21 protein-coding genes are annotated in these 21,715 nt (G+C 42.7%); 1 reads left to right on the top strand and 20 read right to left on the bottom strand.

Annotation, left to right across the window (positions count from 1 at the left end; genetic code table 11):
• Position 1: 1 nt before the first annotated feature.
• The 11 genes from ACQKMF_RS04735 to rpsU all read right to left on the bottom strand — a co-directional run bounded on the left by ACQKMF_RS04735 (position 2) and on the right by rpsU (position 9,586).
• The gene (locus tag ACQKMF_RS04735; protein ID WP_137019114.1) at positions 2–379 is read right to left on the bottom strand and encodes a diacylglycerol kinase family protein; all 378 of its coding nucleotides are present in this window, start codon (positions 377–379) and stop codon (positions 2–4) included.
• The gene (gene ybeY, locus ACQKMF_RS04730; protein WP_427571998.1) at positions 357–833 is read right to left on the bottom strand and encodes an rRNA maturation RNase YbeY; all 477 of its coding nucleotides are present in this window, start codon (positions 831–833) and stop codon (positions 357–359) included. The genes ACQKMF_RS04735 and ybeY overlap by 23 nt, the downstream gene beginning before the upstream one ends.
• Positions 830–3,004, bottom strand: coding sequence for an HD family phosphohydrolase (locus ACQKMF_RS04725; RefSeq protein ID WP_402938468.1), 2,175 nt, complete (start codon positions 3,002–3,004; stop codon positions 830–832). Before ACQKMF_RS04725 ends, ybeY begins: the two co-directional genes overlap by 4 nt.
• A gap of 190 nt (positions 3,005–3,194) precedes the next feature.
• Complete coding sequence (locus ACQKMF_RS04720; RefSeq protein ID WP_034308506.1) at positions 3,195–4,157, bottom strand: PhoH family protein; 963 nt, start codon at positions 4,155–4,157, stop codon at positions 3,195–3,197.
• Positions 4,158–4,160: 3 nt separating this feature from the next.
• Entirely contained in the window at positions 4,161–5,348 is a 1,188-nt protein-coding gene (gene yqfD / locus ACQKMF_RS04715; RefSeq protein ID WP_427571995.1) for a sporulation protein YqfD, read from the bottom strand.
• Between the two features lie 15 nt (positions 5,349–5,363).
• The gene (yqfC, locus tag ACQKMF_RS04710; RefSeq protein ID WP_034308511.1) at positions 5,364–5,648 is read right to left on the bottom strand and encodes a sporulation protein YqfC; all 285 of its coding nucleotides are present in this window, start codon (positions 5,646–5,648) and stop codon (positions 5,364–5,366) included.
• A gap of 125 nt (positions 5,649–5,773) precedes the next feature.
• Positions 5,774–6,268 carry a hypothetical protein gene (locus ACQKMF_RS04705; protein ID WP_260358109.1) on the bottom strand — a complete coding sequence of 165 codons (495 nt, stop codon included), beginning with the start codon at positions 6,266–6,268 and terminating at the stop codon, positions 5,774–5,776.
• 22 nt (positions 6,269–6,290) lie between these two features.
• On the bottom strand, positions 6,291–7,280 hold the full coding sequence (gene floA / locus ACQKMF_RS04700) for a flotillin-like protein FloA (RefSeq protein ID WP_402899859.1): 990 nt from the start codon (positions 7,278–7,280) through the stop codon (positions 6,291–6,293).
• 50 nt (positions 7,281–7,330) lie between these two features.
• Positions 7,331–8,650 carry an NfeD family protein gene (locus ACQKMF_RS04695; RefSeq protein WP_397315433.1) on the bottom strand — a complete coding sequence of 440 codons (1,320 nt, stop codon included), beginning with the start codon at positions 8,648–8,650 and terminating at the stop codon, positions 7,331–7,333.
• 304 nt (positions 8,651–8,954) lie between these two features.
• Entirely contained in the window at positions 8,955–9,398 is a 444-nt protein-coding gene (locus ACQKMF_RS04690) for a GatB/YqeY domain-containing protein (protein WP_101222605.1), read from the bottom strand.
• Between the two features lie 14 nt (positions 9,399–9,412).
• Positions 9,413–9,586, bottom strand: a complete 174-nt coding sequence (gene rpsU, locus ACQKMF_RS04685) for a 30S ribosomal protein S21 (RefSeq protein ID WP_028391853.1) — start codon at positions 9,584–9,586, stop codon at positions 9,413–9,415.
• Positions 9,587–9,822: 236 nt separating this feature from the next.
• On the opposite strand from rpsU, the gene ACQKMF_RS04680 reads away from it, so the two are divergent.
• On the top strand, positions 9,823–10,755 hold the full coding sequence (locus ACQKMF_RS04680; protein ID WP_427571992.1) for a Na/Pi symporter: 933 nt from the start codon (positions 9,823–9,825) through the stop codon (positions 10,753–10,755).
• A gap of 571 nt (positions 10,756–11,326) precedes the next feature.
• Here the strand turns inward: ACQKMF_RS04680 and deoC are convergent.
• The 9 genes from deoC to hemW all read right to left on the bottom strand — a co-directional run bounded on the left by deoC (position 11,327) and on the right by hemW (position 21,655).
• Positions 11,327–11,998, bottom strand: a complete 672-nt coding sequence (gene deoC, locus ACQKMF_RS04675; RefSeq protein ID WP_230177031.1) for a deoxyribose-phosphate aldolase — start codon at positions 11,996–11,998, stop codon at positions 11,327–11,329.
• Between the two features lie 162 nt (positions 11,999–12,160).
• Complete coding sequence (mtaB, locus tag ACQKMF_RS04670; RefSeq protein WP_402938480.1) at positions 12,161–13,498, bottom strand: tRNA (N(6)-L-threonylcarbamoyladenosine(37)-C(2))-methylthiotransferase MtaB; 1,338 nt, start codon at positions 13,496–13,498, stop codon at positions 12,161–12,163.
• 6 nt (positions 13,499–13,504) lie between these two features.
• Positions 13,505–14,257, bottom strand: coding sequence for a 16S rRNA (uracil(1498)-N(3))-methyltransferase (locus ACQKMF_RS04665; RefSeq protein WP_402938483.1), 753 nt, complete (start codon positions 14,255–14,257; stop codon positions 13,505–13,507).
• A gap of 138 nt (positions 14,258–14,395) precedes the next feature.
• Positions 14,396–15,337: a 50S ribosomal protein L11 methyltransferase gene (gene prmA, locus ACQKMF_RS04660; RefSeq protein WP_427571989.1), complete on the bottom strand. Its 942-nt coding sequence runs from the start codon at positions 15,335–15,337 to the stop codon at positions 14,396–14,398.
• A gap of 36 nt (positions 15,338–15,373) precedes the next feature.
• Positions 15,374–16,489 (bottom strand): molecular chaperone DnaJ, encoded by a 1,116-nt coding sequence (dnaJ, locus tag ACQKMF_RS04655; protein ID WP_101222611.1) that lies wholly within the window; start codon positions 16,487–16,489, stop codon positions 15,374–15,376.
• 302 nt (positions 16,490–16,791) lie between these two features.
• Complete coding sequence (dnaK, locus tag ACQKMF_RS04650; RefSeq protein ID WP_101222612.1) at positions 16,792–18,624, bottom strand: molecular chaperone DnaK; 1,833 nt, start codon at positions 18,622–18,624, stop codon at positions 16,792–16,794.
• 36 nt (positions 18,625–18,660) lie between these two features.
• Positions 18,661–19,251 (bottom strand): nucleotide exchange factor GrpE, encoded by a 591-nt coding sequence (grpE, locus tag ACQKMF_RS04645; RefSeq protein WP_101222613.1) that lies wholly within the window; start codon positions 19,249–19,251, stop codon positions 18,661–18,663.
• Positions 19,252–19,350: 99 nt separating this feature from the next.
• The gene (gene hrcA, locus ACQKMF_RS04640) at positions 19,351–20,379 is read right to left on the bottom strand and encodes a heat-inducible transcriptional repressor HrcA (protein WP_402938488.1); all 1,029 of its coding nucleotides are present in this window, start codon (positions 20,377–20,379) and stop codon (positions 19,351–19,353) included.
• A gap of 124 nt (positions 20,380–20,503) precedes the next feature.
• Complete coding sequence (gene hemW / locus ACQKMF_RS04635) at positions 20,504–21,655, bottom strand: radical SAM family heme chaperone HemW (RefSeq protein ID WP_101222615.1); 1,152 nt, start codon at positions 21,653–21,655, stop codon at positions 20,504–20,506.
• Positions 21,656–21,715 lie beyond the last annotated feature (60 nt).

The following is a 21,715-nucleotide window of genomic DNA, read 5'->3' as shown; positions in this document are numbered from 1 at the left end:
CCTACAGGCCAAACTTGGGCAAAAATATAATCAATCCAACTATTATAGAAAATATAGCATATATGAATACAGCTCCGGCTGCAATATCTTTTGCCTGCTTGGCAAGCGGATGGATTTGATCCGTTACCAGGTCCACTACCCTTTCAATCGCTGAATTAACGAGCTCCAAGGTAATCGTGCCGGCTATGGCCGCTAAAATGAAAAGCCACTCCATCCCATTCAATGAGAAGTACCAACCAAAGAATACGACGATGACCGTTAACACGAAATGAATCTTGATATTGCGTTCAGTCCGAACAGCCTCCAAAATTCCCTGACAGGCAAAAGAGAAACTTTTTAATAAAGGATACCTTTTTTTACCCTTCTCTTGAAAGTCCATATTCTTCCAAGATCTCCTTTTGTTTTGTGAACATCACTTTTTCATCTTCTTCATTCATATGGTCAAATCCTAATAAGTGAAGAAAACCATGCAGAGCTAAAAATCCAAGTTCCCGGTCAAATGAATGACCATATTCTTCAGCCTGTTCCTTCGTGCGTTCAATGGAAATGATGATATCCCCTAACATGCGGGGCATTTCGGCCCCGACAATTTCCACTTCATCTTCTCCCATTTCTTCAAGTGCAAAAGAAATGACATCTGTAGCTGAATCTTTATTACGATATTCTTTATTGATTTCCCGAATCCTATCATTGTCAACAAATGTAACAGACAGCTCGGTGTCTTTTTCAATGTTTTCTTTTCTTGCCGCAAATTGCAGAATGCTTTCAACAAGGTGCTGAGCTTCCTCCGATACTTCGTTCGTTTCATCCATTAAATCGATAGCTAAAATCATTCTTTCACCTTCTGTCCTAATTTATCCGACTCCGGATATTCAATCCTGGAGTGGAAGATACCATTAAGCGATTCACATAAGGAATGCTTCACGATACTCAATTCTCTCATAGTAATGTCACATTCATCAAATTGACCATCAGAAATCCTGTCCTGAATGATGAAACTTACCAGTTCTTCAATCTTCTCCGGCGTTGGGTGCTTCATCGATCTCACTGCAGCTTCCACACTATCGGCTATGCCGATGACGGCTACTTCCTTCATTACCGCCCTCGGCCCGGGATACCGGTAGTCCGCTTCGAGTGTGGACTCATCCTGTTTTTTTGCCTTATGGTAGAAAAATTTCAATAAAGTGGTCCCATGATGCTGCTCTGCAATATCCACAATCTCTTTCGGGAATTTGTGACTGCGAAGCATCTCCCCGCCGTCTACGGCATGGGCAATGATGATATCCCTGCTCGTTTCCGGCTGCAGCCGATCATGCGGGTTCTCTTCATTCATCTGATTTTCGATGAAGAAATGCGGCCGCTTCGTTTTACCGATATCATGATAATAACTGCCGACCCTTGCCAGCAATCCATTCGACCCGATGGCTTCACAAGCCGATTCCGCCAAATTGGCGACCATCACGCTATGATGATATGTCCCTGGAGCCTCTATCAAGATCCTTCGAAGTAATGGATGATTGGGATTCGCTAGCTCGATAAGCTTAATCGATGATAAAATCCCGAAACCAGCCTCGAAAAACGGCAACAGGCCCATTGTCAAAACGGCTGCACCCACTCCAGAACCCATCGCAGCAGCAGCATAATACAAGTACTCCATTCTAGTATATTGGCTGTCCATAATGAAGATGAGCGAAAAAACAAATGCCATATTGATTAAAGCCAATAGCAGCCCTGCTACCAGCACCTTTGATTTGAAATTTGGCCTGGATAAAATGATGATTGCCGTCAATCCCCCGAAAATGATATAAAGCCCCATCGAGAAATCCAGATTTCCAGGTGTATCACCATTGAATATAATCGTACCATACGAACCTAATAATATGATCATCGCTACCGCTAACCTATCATTCAATAATATCTTGATGAGCATCGCCGCCATGGCACCCGGGAAAATGTATTCCAAGTTCGAGTTTTTCAGGTCTGCGAGAATGCTGACTGTTTTCATGGTAGCCATTGAAAGGATGAAGACAAGACTGAAGATCAATAACTGATTGTACTTGTTATCCTTTTTGGAAATGGAATAGTAGAAAAAGTAATAAAAAGCGGCAAAAGTCAGGACTATGAATAACAGCAGGCCGATATACGGGTAAATGGTAGACTCCGTATTTAAGAAGCCCGCCAATTCAAGCTGCCTATAAACATCCCTGTCCACTAATTGATTTTCTTCAACGATGATCTGACCTTGAAGGATCCTGATCGGCTCTACGCTTTCAACCGCTTTCCTACGCTGTTCCTCGGTTTTGTCCTTATCGAAAAATACATTCTGAATGATTGCCGTACGCGCAAGGGAAGTGGAGGCTTTTTTCATATCGCCGCTGATGCTCATATAGCCCAATTCCTCTACAACCTTTTTCTTGGCATTTTCGACGTCACTTGCTGCGATTCGGGAGCTCATCACATTATTCACGGCTGTAATGGTTGAATCCTTCGCTATTTTCAACTCATCTTCATCAGCCTGCACTAATGCAAGGAAAACGGATTCCTCGATATTTTTATTCACTTCATCGGTCAATTTTTCTTTTAATATGGAAACTTTTTGAGCATCCGTCTTTATTGTCTCTTTTTTATCCTCTTTTTCCTCATCTTCTTTATGATCTTCATCGGTTTGCGTTTCTTTATTCACCTCTATCGCTGAATCGAAAATGGATGAAATCAGATCGACTTTATTTTTTGCATATTCTTTTTTTAGAGAATAAACATCCGCCACCTGTTTTGAAATCTCTTCTTTTTCCTGTTCCGTCTTATAGGTATCTTCCACAGTCTTGGTTGAACGGATCGTTTGTTCAGCAGGCTTAAACAGCTCTACCTGGACCCTTTCCGGCTTAACATTGGAGAACATTAACACATAAGCAAACAAACCAAGAATGATGAACAATAGCACTTGAAAAAAGCGATGGACCAACAGCCCTTTTATTTGAGTGAAAAATTTCTGGATACGATTCAAGGAAGGTCCTCCTAATAAAAATGATGTTTATTATTCTAGATATGTAAAATCATAACAGTTTTTATGTGAATTTTCACCTTCGTATTGATAAATGTAAAGCTTCCTTCATTCCATATCCACTTTTTTACCATAAAGTTTGTAATTTAGACACATCAAGAAAAATCCGCCGATTGAAATGGCGGATTTCTTCTTATGACTTCGCCTGCTCGTAAGCAGTAATGATTTTGGCGACAAGCGGATGTCTTACAACATCACTTTGTTCAAAATAAACAAAGGAAAGGCCTTTAACATTCTTCAAGATCTCTTCTACCCTGACAAGACCTGACTTCATGCCTTTTGGAAGGTCAATTTGGGTCCGATCTCCCGTAATGACCATTTTCGATCCGAAACCAAGCCTGGTCAAGAACATCTTCATTTGGGCTTCCGTCGTATTCTGGGCTTCATCCAATATGACAAAGGCATCTTCAAGCGTACGGCCCCTCATATAAGCCAGAGGAGCTATTTCGATCGTTCCGCGCTCTATCATCCTCTGCGTCTGTTCCATCCCTAGAAGGTCATGGAGAGCGTCATACAGCGGACGTAGATAAGGATCTACCTTTTCCTTCAGATCACCAGGCAGAAAACCAAGGCTTTCCCCCGCTTCGACGGCAGGCCGTGTCAGGATGATCCGTTTAACATGTCCATTTTTCAATGCATTGATGGCCATCACTACAGCTAGATAGGTCTTCCCGGTTCCGGCAGGCCCAATTCCAAATACAAGGTCTTGTTTCTTTATTGCCTGGATATAGTATCTCTGCCCGATTGTTTTGACTTTAATGGATTTCCCCTTAGCCGTTTTTGCGATTTCCTCATCATATAATTCGCCGAAATACTCCAATGTGCCTTTTCTTGCCAATTCAATTGCATAAAGCACATCTCTGGAACTGATTGCAATTCCTTTTCTGACCACTGTCAATAATGCCTTGAGGATTTCCTCCCCCATCGTTACCCGCTCGATATCCCCGGCAACACTCACCGCTTCACCTCGGGTTATGACGGAAATGCCCAGCTCCTCTTCGAGCACTTTTACATTTGAATCTCCATTGCCCAATAAAGCGATCGCTTCATTAGGTGATTCTATTTCTAGCTTAATTACTTTCACATCATCTGCCATTCGTTAGTCTCCTTGAATGATTGGCTGTCCAATCGCTATATCTTCAATAACTTGGTAATGTATAGATAATTTTACTTTACCATTCTCCATGCTTTCGTGCAAAATTTTTTCTTCGACGATTTCATCTTCCTCTTCCAAATGCTTTTTCAATTCAGCTTTAGCCATTTTCCTGCCTTCCTCCACGGCTTCTTTCTCCGTATAACTTCGTACAATATCTTCCTTGCTCCTAAAGGTCACTTGTTTATAGGAAATGGGCAGTTCCCATTGAAGAAAGTGAAACGGCCTCATTGTCGTTTCTTTTTCCTGTTTTTCATATTTCGGATCCTTGAAGCCCCATACCGGAAGGGAAAAGCCCCCCATTTTTAAAAAGTGCCTGCTTGCTTCATCTCCGTTAAAAACAGAAAACTTGGTTTTTAACGGTACTTCCACTTTCGCTTTATACCACGTTTTCCCTTTTATTACTCCTTGTGCGGATACAATTTCCTGTTTATCCCCTTTTCCAATCCATCCTGAAACAAGAAGCTGTCCCTTTCCTACATAATCATTCACATTAACAATAGATTGTCCTTTTTCAACGAACATATCAGTGATGATCGCTTTTTTAGAAGCTACCAAATTCTGCGGAGATGTTTTCTCGACCTCTTTAGGCTGCCGTTTTTCTACAACCCGAAAATGGTATGTCGTTCCCTTCAGCTCTACCCCTACCCATGTCAATGCACCGATCCGGTCCGACAGCTTACGCTGAATCGTATCCACATCATCAACAAAGAATTGCACTTTACCGATCTTCACGCCCATCTTGTCCAATTCTTTCCGGATGGCATGCTCGGTTGCCGGTTTGGCATCTTGAACCTCGATGCCCCATACCATATTGGAAAGTACGAATATGCATAGCAGGAAAGCGATCATCCCCGCTAAAAACCCGCTGTTTTTCATGACTCTCTTCAATAGGAAAGGGAAACCCTTTCCCTGCATGAACTTTACTTTACAATCGCTCTTACGCATGACCTGACGGAGTTTTGGGATTTCCCTGATATCCATATGGAAAATCAGGGATTCACTTCCGACACGCTTCACTTCCCAGATATGAAGCCCCCTTCTCGTCAGCATATTGATCAGCCGTTCTGCACCTTTGCCATAAGCCTTCACCTTTACATAGCCTGTATAATAGTTTGTCCATTGGTTTTTCATGGAGACCTCCCGGGATCATTCATTGATAAAATAAACCTTATCAATTTTGCCTTCGAGCATGATTTCTTCCGGCAAAATCGTCTTTATGACAAAGGCATTTCCCTTTATCAGCAACTGCCCATTTTTCAGCATCAATCGCACTTCGCTGTCTGTAAAAGCCAATAAGCCACGATGGTTTTCAATATAAATATGTAATTGTCCGATCATTGTAATTCGCGGCAGGTCCATCATGACATCTTGCGGAAGGTCCATTGTTTTGGTCATAAGCTGTTTCACTTTTTTTCCCCAATTGCGTGCCATAAAAAAGAACCCCCTTTCATCTCAATGTATGAAATGAAAGAGGGTTCTAGCACAAAATTATAAGGGAATAAAAGTCTATTTTTTCAGGCTTTTAATGACAGGCTTAAAAAAGCCCAGTCTCCGAATCACCTTCTGGATCTATGAAGACTTCTCTTCGCCCTTGGCGGTCCCAGCACTTCTGACATGATGATGCCATCAATCAGCTGTTTTTTGCCAAAAGACGGTCCTTTGCGATAGACCGGACTGTTTTTATCAGAAATCGTTGATGTAAGTTGATCTGCTTTCGCTTTTTGATATAAACGCTCTTGATCGTACTTCTGCTGAAGCCGTCTAAGCTCGGTAATCCTTTTGTTCGCTTCGTTCTTCGTCTCATCGATCACTTCAACAGCCTGTGCTGCCTGCTGTTCGACTTTCCTTACGGGAGGAGGTGCATGCTTTTGCTGCTGATTTCCTTGCGGCATTTCACCTTGAAGCTCCCGCATGACCTCCTGCCATTTCTTTTTCGGAGGCGTGCCAGGATCTTGAGTCTGCTTTTTCTTTCCTAACATGGACGTTAAAACACCGATCAAGACAATGATAAGGAATGGGTTCTCGAGAAAGAAATCAATAAAACCTCCCATTTAAAGACCTTCCTTCCCTGACCTAATTATTATTATGGTTATTGTTGTTATCTTTTGGATTTTCGGATATTTTACTGATGGAATCGCGCATATCAGTGTCAGCCGTGATATTTTGGATATTCATATAATCCATCACTCCAAGGTTTCCGCTTTTCAGTGCATCAGCCATGGCCAACGGAACTTCGGCTTCGGATTGAACAACCTTCGCTCTCATTTCCTGAACACGGGCAACCATTTCCTGTTCAAGTGCAACAGCCATCGCACGGCGTTCCTCGGCCTTTGCCTGGGCTATCTTTTTATCGGCTTCGGCTTGGTCAGTCTGTAATATGGCCCCGATATTTTTACCGATATCCACTTCAGCGATATCAATGGAAAGAATTTCGAAAGCCGTTCCTGAATCCAACCCTTTTGATAAAACCGTTCGTGAAATCAAATCGGGGTGTTCCAGTACATCCGTATGCATTTTCGAAGCACCGATCGTCGATACGATCCCTTCGCCTACACGGGCAATGATCGTCTCTTCACCGGCACCACCGACCAAGCGTTCAATATTGGCTCGCACCGTAATCCTTGCCTTCGCTTTCACTTCAATACCATTCATCGCCACACCAGAGATGAACGGGGTTTCAATCACTTTCGGGTTAACACTCATTTGAACGGCTTCCAATACATCACGGCCGGCAAGGTCAATAGCTGCACCCCGTTCGAAAGGTAACGTGATATTGGCTCGCTCTGCAGCAATTAATGCATTCACCACTCGATCGACATTACCGCCTGCAAGGTAATGGCTCTCCAATTGATTCGTTGAAACATTGATTCCAGCCTTATGGGCCTTGATAAGTGGATTGACGACCCTGCTTGGTATAACACGGCGAAGCCTCATTCCAACTAATGTAAATATGCTGATTTTGACTCCTGCCGCTAAAGCGGAAATCCATAGCATTACTGGTACGAATGTGAAAAATACTGCCAATACGATGATAGCAGCAATCACTGCCAGTACAATAAATATCGTTCCTGAAGTTATCACTTAATGATTCATCCTTCCTGTATCTTTTAATTTTAATTTGAATCCGGTATTTCCCGGACGACTACCCTTGATCCTTCTACTTTCACGATAACGATTGATGAACCTTTGGAAATAAAGCTTCCTTCGGTCACGACATCCACTCTTTCTTCTTTGACCAAAGCAGTTCCTGAAGGCCTCAAATCTGTAAGGGCCTTCCCTTCAACACCTAATAAATCCAAACGATTCGGATTGCTGACATACCCTTGTTCCGTTTTTGTTGCATCGGTTAATATCATTTTCCTGAAAAATTTCATCTGTTTTCCAAACACCTTTACAAGTAGGATGAATACCAAAATGGATACGGTGACCGCAATTAGCAAGGATATCGTCATATGGACCGGATCTCCTGTCGCGAGGAATAGACTCCCCACTATCGCTGTAAATCCGAGCAGCCCGATAATCCCCCCTGGGATAAAAAATTCAATGAGTACGAGAATGACCCCAATGATGAACATCGCTAACGATTCGTATCCGGTGATACCGGCGACAAGATGACCATAGAAGAATAAAACAAGACTGGTGATTCCAATGACCCCCGGAATTCCAAAACCGGGTGAAAACAATTCCATCACAATCCCGATTCCCGCTATCGTTAATAAAATGGGTACGACGATCGGGTTGGTCAAAAAGCGGGCAAGTTTCTCAGGAAAGCTTTCTTCGATTGACCGAATATCAGCATCCTCAACTCCAAGTATACTATACAGCTCCGCTTTCCCAGAGACGGTGCCTTCACTATATCCAGCCTTTTTTGCCTGTTCGGCTGTAAATGTCAGCAACTTTCCTTTTTCCGCTCCATATTCGGGTAGATCGATGTCAACATCCGCCATCGCCTGGGCGTAAATGGGATCACGTCCATTTTGTTCTGCAGCAGTCTTCATGGCTGCTAACCAATAAGATTGCGCTTTCTTACCTGCAGCGTTCCCTGTAGAATCAATTACAGCGGCAGATCCCATGGTGGCACTCGGAACCATATAGATCTCATCTGCACTTAGAGAAATGTATGCCCCTGCAGATAAGGCCCTGTTATTGACGTAGGCAACTGTCTTGATTGGTGAATCGGACAGTAACTTTGCAATTTCCCCTGCTGCATCCACAGCACCTCCAGGAGTATTCACCTCGAAAACGACAAGGTCTGCATCAGCTGCTTCAGCAGTGGTAAGCGCGCGTTCCAAAAATGCCGAGAGTCCCTTTTCCACCGTTTCTTCTATTGGTACATGGTAAACGATCTTCTCGTTTGCAGATACCGTCGATCCCCCAAAAGAAGACATGGTGAACAGCAATCCAAATAAGAGTACAGATAAATAACGCCAAATTTTCAACGGAACGCCCCCTTTCCCGCATTAAACGCGGTAAGTGCCTCCAATATTCAGGAGGAAAACCTACCAGTAAATTCAGCACTCAACTAAATTCGAATAAGGAGCAAATGAAGCAACCCTTTACTCTGTTCTTTAGTTATTACGTATGTATATGAAAAAGGTTTCAAAAAAAGCAAATAAAATTAAAAATGCCCCTATTATCTTGGGCATCGTTTCAATAATATACGCATAAAATTCATGAAATACACAAAAACCACAGGCAAATTGCCTGCGGTTAGGTTTCGAGTTTTAAGTTTAGAGTTTAAGATAGATGTTGTTGTACTAATTTGTTTACTAGAGAACCATCCGCTTTACCTTTAACTTTAGGCATTAAAGCTCCCATAACTCGCCCCATATCTGCTTTGGATGTTGCATTGACTTCTTCAATCGTTTGTTTAACGATATTAGAAATGTCTTCTTCTGAAAGTTGCTCAGGCATATATGCCTCTACGTATACTAGTTCGGTGCGGACTTTATCCACGAGATCTGAACGACCTGCGTTTTCAAACTCCTGGAGGGAGTCTTTGCGTTGTTTTAATTCGCGAGAGAGCACTGTCAATTCTTCATCATCTGTTAAATCTTGCCTCTGCTTCAATGCTTCGTTTTGAATGGAAGCCTTCAGCATCCGAATAACAGATAGTTTGTCCTTTTCCTTGTTCTTCATCGCTTGTTTCATATCATTATTTAAACGCTCGAGAAGACTCATCTTTCCACCCTCTCTTAGAATTTACGTTTTCTTGCAGCTTCAGACTTTTTCTTACGTTTTACGCTTGGTTTTTCATAAAATTCACGCTTCCTAGCTTCCTGAAGCGATCCTGCTTTAGATACAGTACGTTTGAAACGACGAAGAGCATCTTCAAGCGATTCGTTTTTACGAACGACGGTTTTAGACATCTCTTTCCCTCCCTCCGAAAACAACACACTAACTCAAGTTGTCAACATGTTATACATGTACTAAACAATTATAATATATCATCTTTAGCAGGTCAACCAATAAAATCAAACTTATTTTGAATATCATCATGTTATTATCATAACTTTTCACTAAACAATCATTCAACTTGCATGAAAATCCAATTTATAGCATGTCTCCCCTTAATGGGCCATAAGCTTACTAAGAGGTGACAGTCATGCATGAGCTATTTTTATTCTTATTATTCATCGCGATATTTTTGGCGGGTATGTCAGTTTTACGCATCGGACTGTTCAATATGTCCGGTGCTGCATTAAAAAATTTTCTCTCGAAGGTAACGGATAAGCCATGGAAAGGCTTCATGGCCGGAACCATCTTTACGGGGATCCTGCAGAGCAGCTCGGCGGTCATGGTCATGACGGTCGGCCTCGTTTCCGCAGGAAGCTTAACGTTCCCGCAAACAATCGGGATTATTCTTGGAACGAATATCGGATCCACCTTTACAGCAGAGTTCATGACCTTTTCCTTGGATTGTTGGATCATTCCCGGTGTCGTAAGCGGCGCTTTTCTTTGCTTCATGCCAAAAGCATTACCGAGAAGCATAGGGATGTCCCTGATTGGTATCTCGGCCATCTTCGCGGCGATGAGCGGTTTTAAAATGCTTTCGACACCGATTGCAGCTTATTCTTCGATACAAACGCTCATCCATTACATAGAGGGCCATATGAGTTATGCCCTATTAGCCGGGATATTATTGACCGCACTCATTCACTCCAGTTCGGCAACCATCGGGATAGCCATGAGCTTTTTGATGAACGGGGAGTTATCCGTCTCCTCCGCAATCATCATCATGCTCGGATCGAATATTGGCACTTGCATCACCGGATACATGGCCAGCATCGGTTCTGGCAGACAAGCTGCCTTCACAGCTTATGCACATATTTGGCTAAACGTCATCGGGGTTGCCGCATTCCTGCCTTTTGTGGACATTCTGGAAAGCGCCGCTGCCTTTTTCACCGAAAACAAGGGGACACAGCTCGCCCATGCCAGTGTGATTTTCAATATCTTGACTTCTTTGGCCGTCTTGCCATGCTCACGGCAATTCTCCAACCTCATTCTTTTGGTGCATCGGCAACACTTAAAGAAATAAGGAGCTGTCCAAAACTCATTAGAGACTTTCTTATGGGCAGCTTCAGGGGAAGATGGACATAATGTGTAGCTGTAACAGATATAAAATGATAAATGATTACCGGGAGGTTTTTAGCTAATCTTTTTATAATTAACTTTATGGTTTATTAAGCTCAAACCACTCAATATAACAGCAGCTAATATCTAAATCCACAAACCTATATTAGGTAGATGAAAAACGTTACTGCCATTATATATAAAAGAAAGTAAATCCCGTTTTTTCATTTCCCCCCCCCTGTTCATGCATTTAATATAAGTCTGTTTACTCCCTGATTGATACCCCTAATATCCATTGAATCCACAATAAACTTTTTCCTGAATTTATAGGTTCCAAAAATGACAAGTAAAAGTCCAAAATTGAAACGTTTCTACTTTTTCAAGGAAATAAGCGCAATGCAATGCACTGCACAAAGGCATGGGCACTCGATTTATAATCCGTTTTATGGAAGTAATAAAAAACAGGCGGAGAAAAATAATTCATTTTTTCTCCGCCTGTTTTATTTTAAGGACTTATTATACGGTCCCTTACAAAATCAATAATCGGAATCAGCCGTTAAGCCCTTTACGATGGAAACACCTGCACTCGCACCAATTCTTGTTGCACCAGCTTCAATCACTTTCTGGGCATCGCTCGTGTTGCGGACTCCGCCTGAAGCTTTGACACCGATATCCGGGCCAACTGTTTTTCTCATAAGCGTGATATCTTCAACAGTCGCTCCGCCGGTCGAGAAACCAGTTGATGTTTTCACAAAATCCGATCCGGCTTTTACGGCCAATTCACATGCACGGACTTTTTCTTCATCAGTCAATAAAGAAGTTTCAATGATCACTTTTGACAGAGCCTTACCAGTGGATGCCGCTACAACAGCACGAATATCCCGCTCTACCAACTCATCATCCTTGTCCTTCAATGCGCCGATATTGATCACCATATCGACTTCGTGAGCGCCATTGGAGATGGCGTCTTTCGTTTCAAAAGCTTTGGTTTCCGGTGTGGTTGCACCTAGAGGGAAGCCGATAACGGTACAAACTTTCACTTCTGAACCTTCCAAAAGTTCGCTTGCATATTTCACCCAAGTTGGGTTCACGCATACGGAAGCAAAGTTATACTCTCTAGCTTCTTCGCATAATACCTTTATTTGCTCTTTGGTTGCATCTGCTTTTAATAACGTGTGGTCAATTAAACCTGCTACATTTTGTGACATTAATAAATCCTCCTCAAAAACAATTTATACCTAGTTGTACGTACCTCTCATAATACCATAGTTTATCCACTTTGACGATATATATAGTCTTTACCCGAAAGTGCCAAGATAACACATCTAAAAGAGGATAAAAAAAAGACAGCGATTTACCGCTGTCTTAGATTAAATATTGGATACTTGTTGCAACGGAAAATCCTTCACGACCGTCACGAACTGACCTTCACTAAATGGATAGCCAGACTTTGTAATCTTCACTTTGACGATTTCACCGACCATTTCTTCCGAAGCCGGGAAGACGACTTTCATGTAATTATCGGAATAGCCCTCATAAAGGCCATTTTCCAACTTCGTTTCAGGAATGACTTCAAGAACTTCCCCCTCGAATCGGGAGGCATACTCTTTTGCCAGCTGATCCGACAACGTGATAAGGCGATGTACGCGCTCATTCTTGACATCTTCATCGACTTGATCTTCCATACGGGCAGCCGGAGTCCCTGTCCTTTTTGAATAAGGGAAAACATGAAGTTCGGAGAATTTATATTTTTCTATAAAGTTATATGTCTCCATGAATTCTTCTTCTGTTTCACCTGGGAAACCTACGATGACATCAGAGGTAACAGCAAGACCCGGAAGCGCAATTTTCAACTTCTCGATCCGATCCCCGAAGAAATCCATCGTATATTTACGTCTCATCCGTTTTAGAACTGTATCGGAACCCGATTGGATTGGTATATGCAAATGACGTACAACTTTTTTCGAATTCGTCAGCACTTCAATGATCTCATCTGTAATCTGGCTGGCTTCGATGGATGAAATACGGATACGCTTCAATCCATCGACTTTTTCCAAGTCACGCAGCAGCATCGCCAAATTATAGTCTTTCAAATCGTCTCCGTAGCCGCCAGTATGAATTCCGGTGAGGACTAGCTCTTTATAGCCTGCCTCGACAAGCTGTTCAGCTTGGTTAACGACTTCCTTTGGATCGCGGGAACGCATCAAGCCACGGGCCCAAGGGATGATGCAGAAAGTGCAGAAATTATTGCAACCTTCCTGAATCTTAAGTGAAGCTCGTGTACGGTCTGTAAAAGCAGGTACATCCAATTCTTCGTAGACACGGTTTTTCATGATATTCCCTACGGCATTGATTGGCTCACGCTCAACCTTGAATTGCTCGATGTAATCAAGAAGTTTAACCCTGTCCTGTGTTCCTACAACAATATCCACACCTGGTATGGCCATGATTTCTGCCGGTGAAGTCTGTGCGTAACATCCCGTTACCGCTATGACGGCATTCGGATTTTTACGAATGGCACGACGGATGACCTGACGGCTCTTCTTATCGCCAGTGTTTGTCACCGTGCATGTGTTGATGACATATACATCGGATGTATTTTCAAACTCAACACGATCATATCCTCCAGTTTTGAATAATTGCCATATGGCCTCTGTTTCATAATGATTCACTTTACAGCCTAATGTATGGAAAGCGACCGTTGCCATTTTTCATCACCTCAAAAGTTCTACATGATAAGAAACAGCGGAAAGTGCATATAAAGGTGCTGTTTCAGTTCTTAATATTCTTGGTCCAAGACCGCAAGCCATAAAACCGGCATCAGTCAGTTTTTCAATTTCCTTATCTGCTAAACCACCTTCAGGCCCAAAAACGAATAAGATGGATTGCCCAGCGGTGATATCTTTCAAGACAGAAGCGAGTACAGAAGTTTCCCCCTGTTTTGCCACTTCTTCAAAAGCGATTAATTTATGATCGAAACCTGAAGCATAACCAGCTAGCTGATCTGCCGTCATCGGTTCCTTGATGGCAGGGATAACCGTGCGGTGAGATTGCTCAGCCGCCTCTTTTGAAATCTTCTGGAGCCTCTCCAATTTCTTACCTACCTTTTTGTGGTCCCATTTTACCACCGAACGAGCAGCAATAAAAGGGATAAATTCAACGGCACCCAGTTCAGTACCCTTTTGAACGATATATTCCAACTTATCCCCTTTAGGCAGACCGCTCGCTATCACAACCCTTACAGGAAGTTCCTTTTCTTCATTCTTCCATTCGGATACGGTCCCTATAACAGCATCATCAGTAATTTCCGAAATTTCCGCGACAGCTGTCATACCATTACTTTTTACCGTAATGATCCGCTCCCCTGGTCCCATCCTCATCACCCTGGCGATATGGTGAAAATCATCGCCTGATATCGTCACCGTGTTTCCATTGATGTCTACATCGTTAAGAAAATACCGTTGCACACTGCCACCCACTTCGTCTAGTCTAAAAAACTCACAGGCCAACAGTCAGGAATCCAGAATGCAAGCCATGCAAAAATTCAAGCTAAAAAAAGGTACTCTGACTATCAAAATACCCGATAATCAGAGTAACTTTTTCAATTAATCATTTCTTTTCGCGATTATTGCCACCCAATCTTCCATCAAGATCGTTTCCTCAATGGTGAAACCAGATGCAATAATCGCATCCTTCACATCTTGTTTCTTAGTTTGAATGATTCCGGAAGCGATGAAATGTCCGCCAGGTTTAACGACTTTCGCTACATCATCCGTAAAACGCATGATCACCTCGGCAAGAATATTAGCCACGACGATATCCGCTTGTTCATTCACACCGTCCAGCAAATTGCCTTGTGAAACGGACACTTTATCCTGCACGTTATTTATTTCCACGTTTTGTATGGCTGACTGTACTGCCACTTCATCCAAATCAAGGGACTGGATCAGTTTTGCGTCCAATAATGCAGCTGCAATGCTTAGAACACCAGAACCCGTTCCTACATCAACGACTAAATCCCCAGGCTGTACTGTACGCTCCAGCGCTTGGATGCACATGACCGTCGTCGGGTGTGTACCCGTTCCGAAAGCCATGCCTGGATCAAGTTCAATGATCAATTCGTCACTGCTAACTGGAGTGTAGTCTTCCCATGTTGGCACGATGGTAAAACGTTCGGATATCTTGACGGGGTTATAATATTTTTTCCAAGCCGTCGCCCACTCTTCCTCATTCACTTCACTAATTGAAACAACATTTTTCCCAAGGTCTATATCAAAAAGAAGGAGATTATTTATTGATTCCTTAATAGCATCAACGGTATCGTTAAGAAAGCTGTTAACGGGCAGATAAGCCTTAATGACTACACCTTCATCCGGATAATCATCTGGGTTTAAGTGGTAGATTTCGCCAAAAACATTTTCACGTTCCTTGACTAATTCTAGAGGATCCTCAATGACAACACCGCTCGCACCTGCCTCATGAAGAATATTCGAAACAGGTTCAACCGCTTCATTCGTTGTTTGGATTGCAAATTCAGACCACTTCATAATCTACCAACTCCCAATTTGTTCTTTTACTTTTATTCACCTATCTTTAAAAGCACGCTTTACTTTTGAGAAAAAGCCATCATCTTGTTCATCTACGCCTTGTCCGCTGATATCACTGAACTCACGAAGCAAGTCCTTTTGTTTTTCCGTTAATTTCTTAGGGGTGACCACTAATACGACCACATGCTGATCTCCTTGGCCATACCCTCTTACATTCGGAACACCTTTGCCTTTTAAACGGAAACGAGTGCTTGTTTGTGTACCTGCTGGAATCTTCAGCTTCACTTTTCCATGCAGCGTCGGAACTTCTATTTCATCACCCAATGCTGCCTGGGCAAACGTAACCGGCATTTCACAATAAATATCATCGCCATCCCGCTCAAAGAATTCATGGCTGCGTACATGGAAGACTACATACAGGTCTCCCGCCGGACCGCCATTTATTCCTGGCTCTCCTTGGCCGGTTACACGCAACTGCTGGCCATCATCAATTCCTGCTGGCACCTTGACTTGGATCTTTTTACGTTTTTGGACTTTTCCGTCGCCGCCGCATGTTGAACATTTATTAGGAATGATTTTTCCTGTACCTTGACAATGGTGACATGCTCTCCGGTTCACAATCCTTCCGAACGCTGTGTTTTGTTCAACATTCAATTGACCGGTTCCATGACAATGTGAACAGTTTTCCACTTTTGTACCAGGTTTGGCACCGGATCCTTTACATGTATCACAATTCTCTTCACGCGGAATTTCAATCTCAGTTTCTTTTCCGAATGCAGCCTCTTCAAAAGAAAGCGTCATCGTATACTGTAAATCCGCCCCTTGACGCGGTGCATTAGGATCTCTCCTGCGACCGCCGCCGCCAAAGAAGCTACTGAAAATATCTTCAAAACCGCCGAAACCGCCAAAGTCCTGACCGCCAAAGCCTTGATTGGGATCTGTATGTCCGAATTGGTCATAATGGGCCTTTTTCTGTTCGTCACTCAATACTTCGTAAGCTTCCTTGATTTCCTTGAATTTATCCGCAGCATCGTCCGCTTTATTAATATCAGGGTGATATTGTTTGGAGAGCTTTCGATACGCTTTTTTGATTTCATCCTTCGAAGCACTTTTCGAAAGGCCTAACACCTCATAATAATCGCGTTTACTCATATCTAAAATCCACTCCCGATTCGATTCACATAAAGGTAATATTATCACTGAACGAAGATAATAATCAACTAGAAAAGTACAAACGGCGTTGACACATTTTTGTAATTGGTACTGCCAGCCCCGATTTGCACATCTTTTTCTCTAAAATCCCATGATTCCCCACCAGCGATTGAAACACTTCCTGACAATGATTCCATTCATTGTAAAAAAAGCCAAAGTCAAGATAACCTGACTTTGACTTTTTTACAATGGCAGGCAGAAACTAACTGCCCAATATTTCAGTGCCCCGATTGGGCCACTTTTTATTTTTTCTCTTCTTCGTTAACTTCAGTGTATTCAGCATCAACCACATTATCGTCTTGAGCTGATTCGCCAGCACCGGCTTCTCCAGCTTGCTGAGCTTTTGCCGCTTCTTCATAAAGCTTCATTGTCAAAGCTTGAACGATTTCGTTAAGCGCATCTTTTTTCACGCGGATTTCTTCAAGCTCATTTTTCTCGATTGCAGCTTTCAGTTCATCCTTCGCTTCATTCGCTTTTGTTACTTCCGCTTCGTCCACTTTACCTTCTAGATCTTTCAGCGTTTTTTCCGTTTGGAAAACTAATTGATCAGCTTCGTTACGAAGTTCAACTTCTTCTTTACGTTGTTTATCGCTATCGGCATTTTCTTCTGCTTCACGTACCATGCGTTCGATCTCTTCATCAGAAAGTCCTGAAGACGATTTGATAGTGATCGCTTGTTCTTTGTTCGTGCCAAGATCTTTCGCACGAACGTTCACGATACCGTTTTTATCAATATCGAATGTCACTTCAACTTGCGGAACTCCACGCGGTGCCGGTGGAATGTCACTCAATTGGAAACGGCCAAGAGTTTTGTTATCCGCAGACATTGGACGCTCACCTTGAAGGACATGGATATCAACTGCCGTTTGATTATCAGCCGCTGTCGAGAACACTTGTGATTTACTTGTCGGAATCGTAGTATTACGGTCAATCAGTTTCGTGAATACTCCGCCCATCGTTTCAATTCCAAGTGAAAGTGGAGTTACATCAAGAAGGACAACGTCTTTAACATCCCCTGTTAATACGCCACCTTGAATTGCTGCACCCATTGCCACCACTTCATCAGGGTTTACACCTTTGCTTGGTTCTTGACCGATTTCCTTTTTGATTGCTTCAACAACCGCAGGAATACGTGTAGATCCACCAACAAGGATTACTTTGTCGATTTCAGATGCTGAAAGACCAGCATCTTTCAATGCTTGACGAGTTGGTCCCATAGTGCGTTCCACAAGACCTGTAGAAAGCTCATCGAATTTAGCTCTAGTCATTGTTACGTCCAAGTGAAGCGGGCCTGCTTCTCCAGCAGTGATGAATGGTAAAGAAATTTGAGTTGACGTTACGCCGGAAAGATCTTTTTTCGCTTTTTCAGCTGCATCTTTCAAACGTTGAACCGCCATTTTATCTTTTGAAAGGTCGATTCCGTTTTCTTTCTTGAATGCTTCAACCAGGTAATCAATGATGACTTGGTCGAAATCATCCCCACCTAGACGGTTGTCACCAGCTGTGGACTTAACTTCGAAAACGCCATCTCCAAGTTCCATGATCGACACGTCAAATGTACCGCCGCCAAGGTCGAATACAAGGATCGTTTGATCTTCTTCCGTTTTATCCAAACCGTATGCAAGTGCTGCAGCTGTCGGTTCGTTGATGATACGTTCCACTTCAAGGCCTGCAATTTGCCCAGCATCCTTAGTTGCTTGGCGTTCTGCATCATTGAAGTAAGCAGGTACAGTGATAACCGCTTTAGTCACTTTTTCGCCAAGATACTCTTCAGCGTATGATTTCAAGTATTGAAGGATGATTGCAGAAACTTCTTGAGGTGAGTATTCTTTTCCTTCAATTACTTCTTTATGGTCAGTACCCATATGGCGTTTAATGGAGATGATCGTATTAGGGTTTGTAATCGCTTGGCGTTTTGCCACTTCCCCTACTTGCCTTTCTCCATTTTTGAATGCCACTACGGATGGAGTTGTACGGTTTCCTTCTGGATTCGGGATTACTTTTGGTTCCCCGCCTTCAAGTACAGATACACAAGAGTTTGTTGTACCTAAGTCAATACCAATAATCTTGCTCATAGTTTCACTACCTCCCAATTATTTATATGTAAAAATCTATTCGTTCACTTTCACCATTGCAGGTCGAATCACACGGTCTTTAAGAAGGTATCCTTTTTGGAATTCCTCGACGACGATGTTCGAACCGAAGTTTTCATCCTGAACTTGCATGACCGCTTGATGCAAACGCGGATCGAACTCTTCGCCAACCGAACTGATCGGTTCGATGCCTTCTTTAGACAATGCATCAGTAATCGCTTTATAGACCATTTCCATGCCTGATAGCAAGGATTTCGTCTGTTCATTTTCCGCTTCGATTTTTGTAGCTCTTTCAAAATTATCAAGAGCCTCCACTAAATCACTAGCAATGCTTTGAACTCTATATTTTTGAGCCGCCTCCATATCAAGCTTGGCACGGCGTCTTGAATTATCAAAATCGGCCTGCAGACGAAGATAACGGTTATCCATTTCCTCGATTTTCGCCTCAAGTTCAGCAATCTTTTCATGAGCCAATTGAAGTTCATCTTTTTCAACCGGACCTTGGTTTTCTTCCGCTGGAATTTCTTCTTCAGCGAAAACTGCTTCTGCAGAACTTTCCTCGATTGTTTCATTTTCCAATGTTTGTTCTTCGTTTTTATTTTCTGTCACAATCTCACCTCCCTAAAAGGGTTATACAATTTATGCTAAAGTAATATGCCAGGCCGCGGAATATGCTTCTCCGCCACCTTAACAATATTACCTTTGCTACTATTTTTGATACAGTTTTGTCATCAGGGCCGTTAAATCTTTCGAGAAGAACGAAAGCAAACTGATCACTCTCGAATATTCCATTCTCGTTGGACCCAATATGGCCAATGTGCCAACTTGCTCCTGCCCGATTGAGTAGGTCGCCGTAATCAAACTGCAGTCATCGAGCACTGTGTTTTGATTTTCACGGCCGATCTTGACGTGGATGCCCGATGGATTTTGAGTAATTAGTTCATAAAATCCCTGTTCCTGCTCAATCATCGATAAAAGCGTACTTACTTTAGCAATATCATGGAACTCCGGCTGCCTCAGCATATTCGTTTTCCCGCCAAAAAATATTTTTTCGGGCTTTGTGTCCGTCAGGGTCTCCGCAAGGGTCGAGACCATCGATCCATAGTTATGAATGTGGCGGCTCAATAGAACTGCCACTTCCTTATAGATCTTATCCTTTAGATCAACTAGCGGAACATCGACCAAACGGGAATTCAATATGTTCACCATCTTCTCGATTTCGTTTATATCAAAAGAAGGCGGTAAGGAAATCATTCGATTTTCCACATGACCTGTATCTGTAATGATGATGGCTATTGCCGTTTCAGGACTTAAAGGAATGATCTGGATTTTTTTCAGCTTATGCTCATTCACTTTTGGCCCCAGTACAATCGCCGTATAATTCGTCAGTTCCGAAAGTATTTTCGCTGACTTCTGTACGATCTTTTCCAATTCATAAATTCGTTCTACAAAAACGGATTTTAATATCTTCACTTCATTCTTTTTCGGAGCTTGAGGAGAAAGTAAATGATCCACATAATATCTATACCCTTTTTCAGAAGGGACCCTACCGGAAGAGGTATGGGTTTTTTCTAAAAATCCCATTTCTTCAAGATCGGACATTTCGTTGCGAATTGTGGCAGAGCTGAACGTAATTTCATCTTTCTTCGACAAGCTTCGTGACCCGACTGGCTGGGCAGAATGGATGAAATCCTCGATTATCACTTGTAGAATCAATAATTGACGATCAGTTAGCATGTATGATCACCTCTGTTAGCACTCTGTCTCATCGAGTGCTAATATACTAATAAATTATCAAATGAAGCTTATGATGTCAACAATGAAAACCGCTAATTCACCGTTAAAATAACTTGAGTTTCCTTCAGTCGGAATCAATAACGCCCAAAAATGATTGGAACACTTCATTTCCAAGCAGTTTGCCCTGCTCAGTCAAGCGCACGAACCCGCCTTCCACCTTAAGCAGACCCTTTGCCGATCCTTCTTCGAGCGGTTTCCTGAAAATCTCCGTCATTTCAACAAAAAATTTATTCTTGAAGATTTCCAATGAAACTCCTTCCGTTTTCCGGAGCCCCAAAAACATCTCCTCTTCCATCCGTTCATGAAGCGGTACTGGGTGCTCTTCCAATACAGGCAGCTCGTTTGCCAGCAATGGCGTGATATATTTCTTCACAGGTCCATGATTGGCAACCCTTTTACCTCCAGTATAGCCATGTGCACCGGCACCAATCCCATAATACTCCACATTATCCCAATATGTCAGGTTGTGCCTGCTTTCAAACCCAGTTCGGGCAAAATTACTGATTTCATATTGATGCAGACCATGCTTCTCCATCTCTTCCATCAGTTTCTCATACATCGAAGCCTCGAGCTCCTGAGGCGGCAGGTTCAATTTACCCCTTCGCATCTGGTTATAAAAAACAGTCTTCGGCTCAACGATCAATGAGTAGCTGGAATAGTGCGGCAATTGAAGGGCAATCGCTTTATCCAGCGTATCCTTGAAATCTTCCATCGTTTGGCCCGGCAATCCATATATCAAGTCGATGCTGATATTCGTAAAGCCAACCTCTTGAGCCAAATGAATCGTTTCATATACTTCTAGAGCCCGGTGAGTCCGGCCGATTCGTTTTAACAATTCATCATTGAAGCTTTGCACTCCAAAGCTAAGTCTATTGACCCCTGAGTCATAAAGTATCTTCAGTTTTTCCCTCGAAAGGTCCCCTGGATTGGCTTCGAATGTATATTCAGCCTTTTTGGGATCAAAGGGCAGGGTTTCATTGATCGCTTCACATAAGAATGCAAGCTGCTTTTCATCAAGAGAGGTCGGTGTCCCTCCACCGACGAAAACCGTATCCAAACCGGCAGTCGGGTATTTGGAAAGCTGCATCACCATTTCCCTTTTCATCATCTGTAAATATTCTTCGACCGGCTGTCCCTGCAAAAATACTTTATTGAAATCACAATAGTGACAAATATGTTCACAAAATGGTATATGGAGGTAGGCGCTTTTAATCATTGTGTTCACAACCTTTTAATCGAATGAGTCGATAGAAAAAGAGGCTAGATTTCCTCTACC

It is taken from the genome of Peribacillus sp. NPDC101480, assembly GCF_050277335.1.
Classification (GTDB): domain Bacteria; phylum Bacillota; class Bacilli; order Bacillales; family DSM-1321; genus Peribacillus.
The sequence above is the reverse complement of the archived record's forward strand: the minus strand, read 5'-3'. Positions and strand labels throughout refer to the sequence as shown.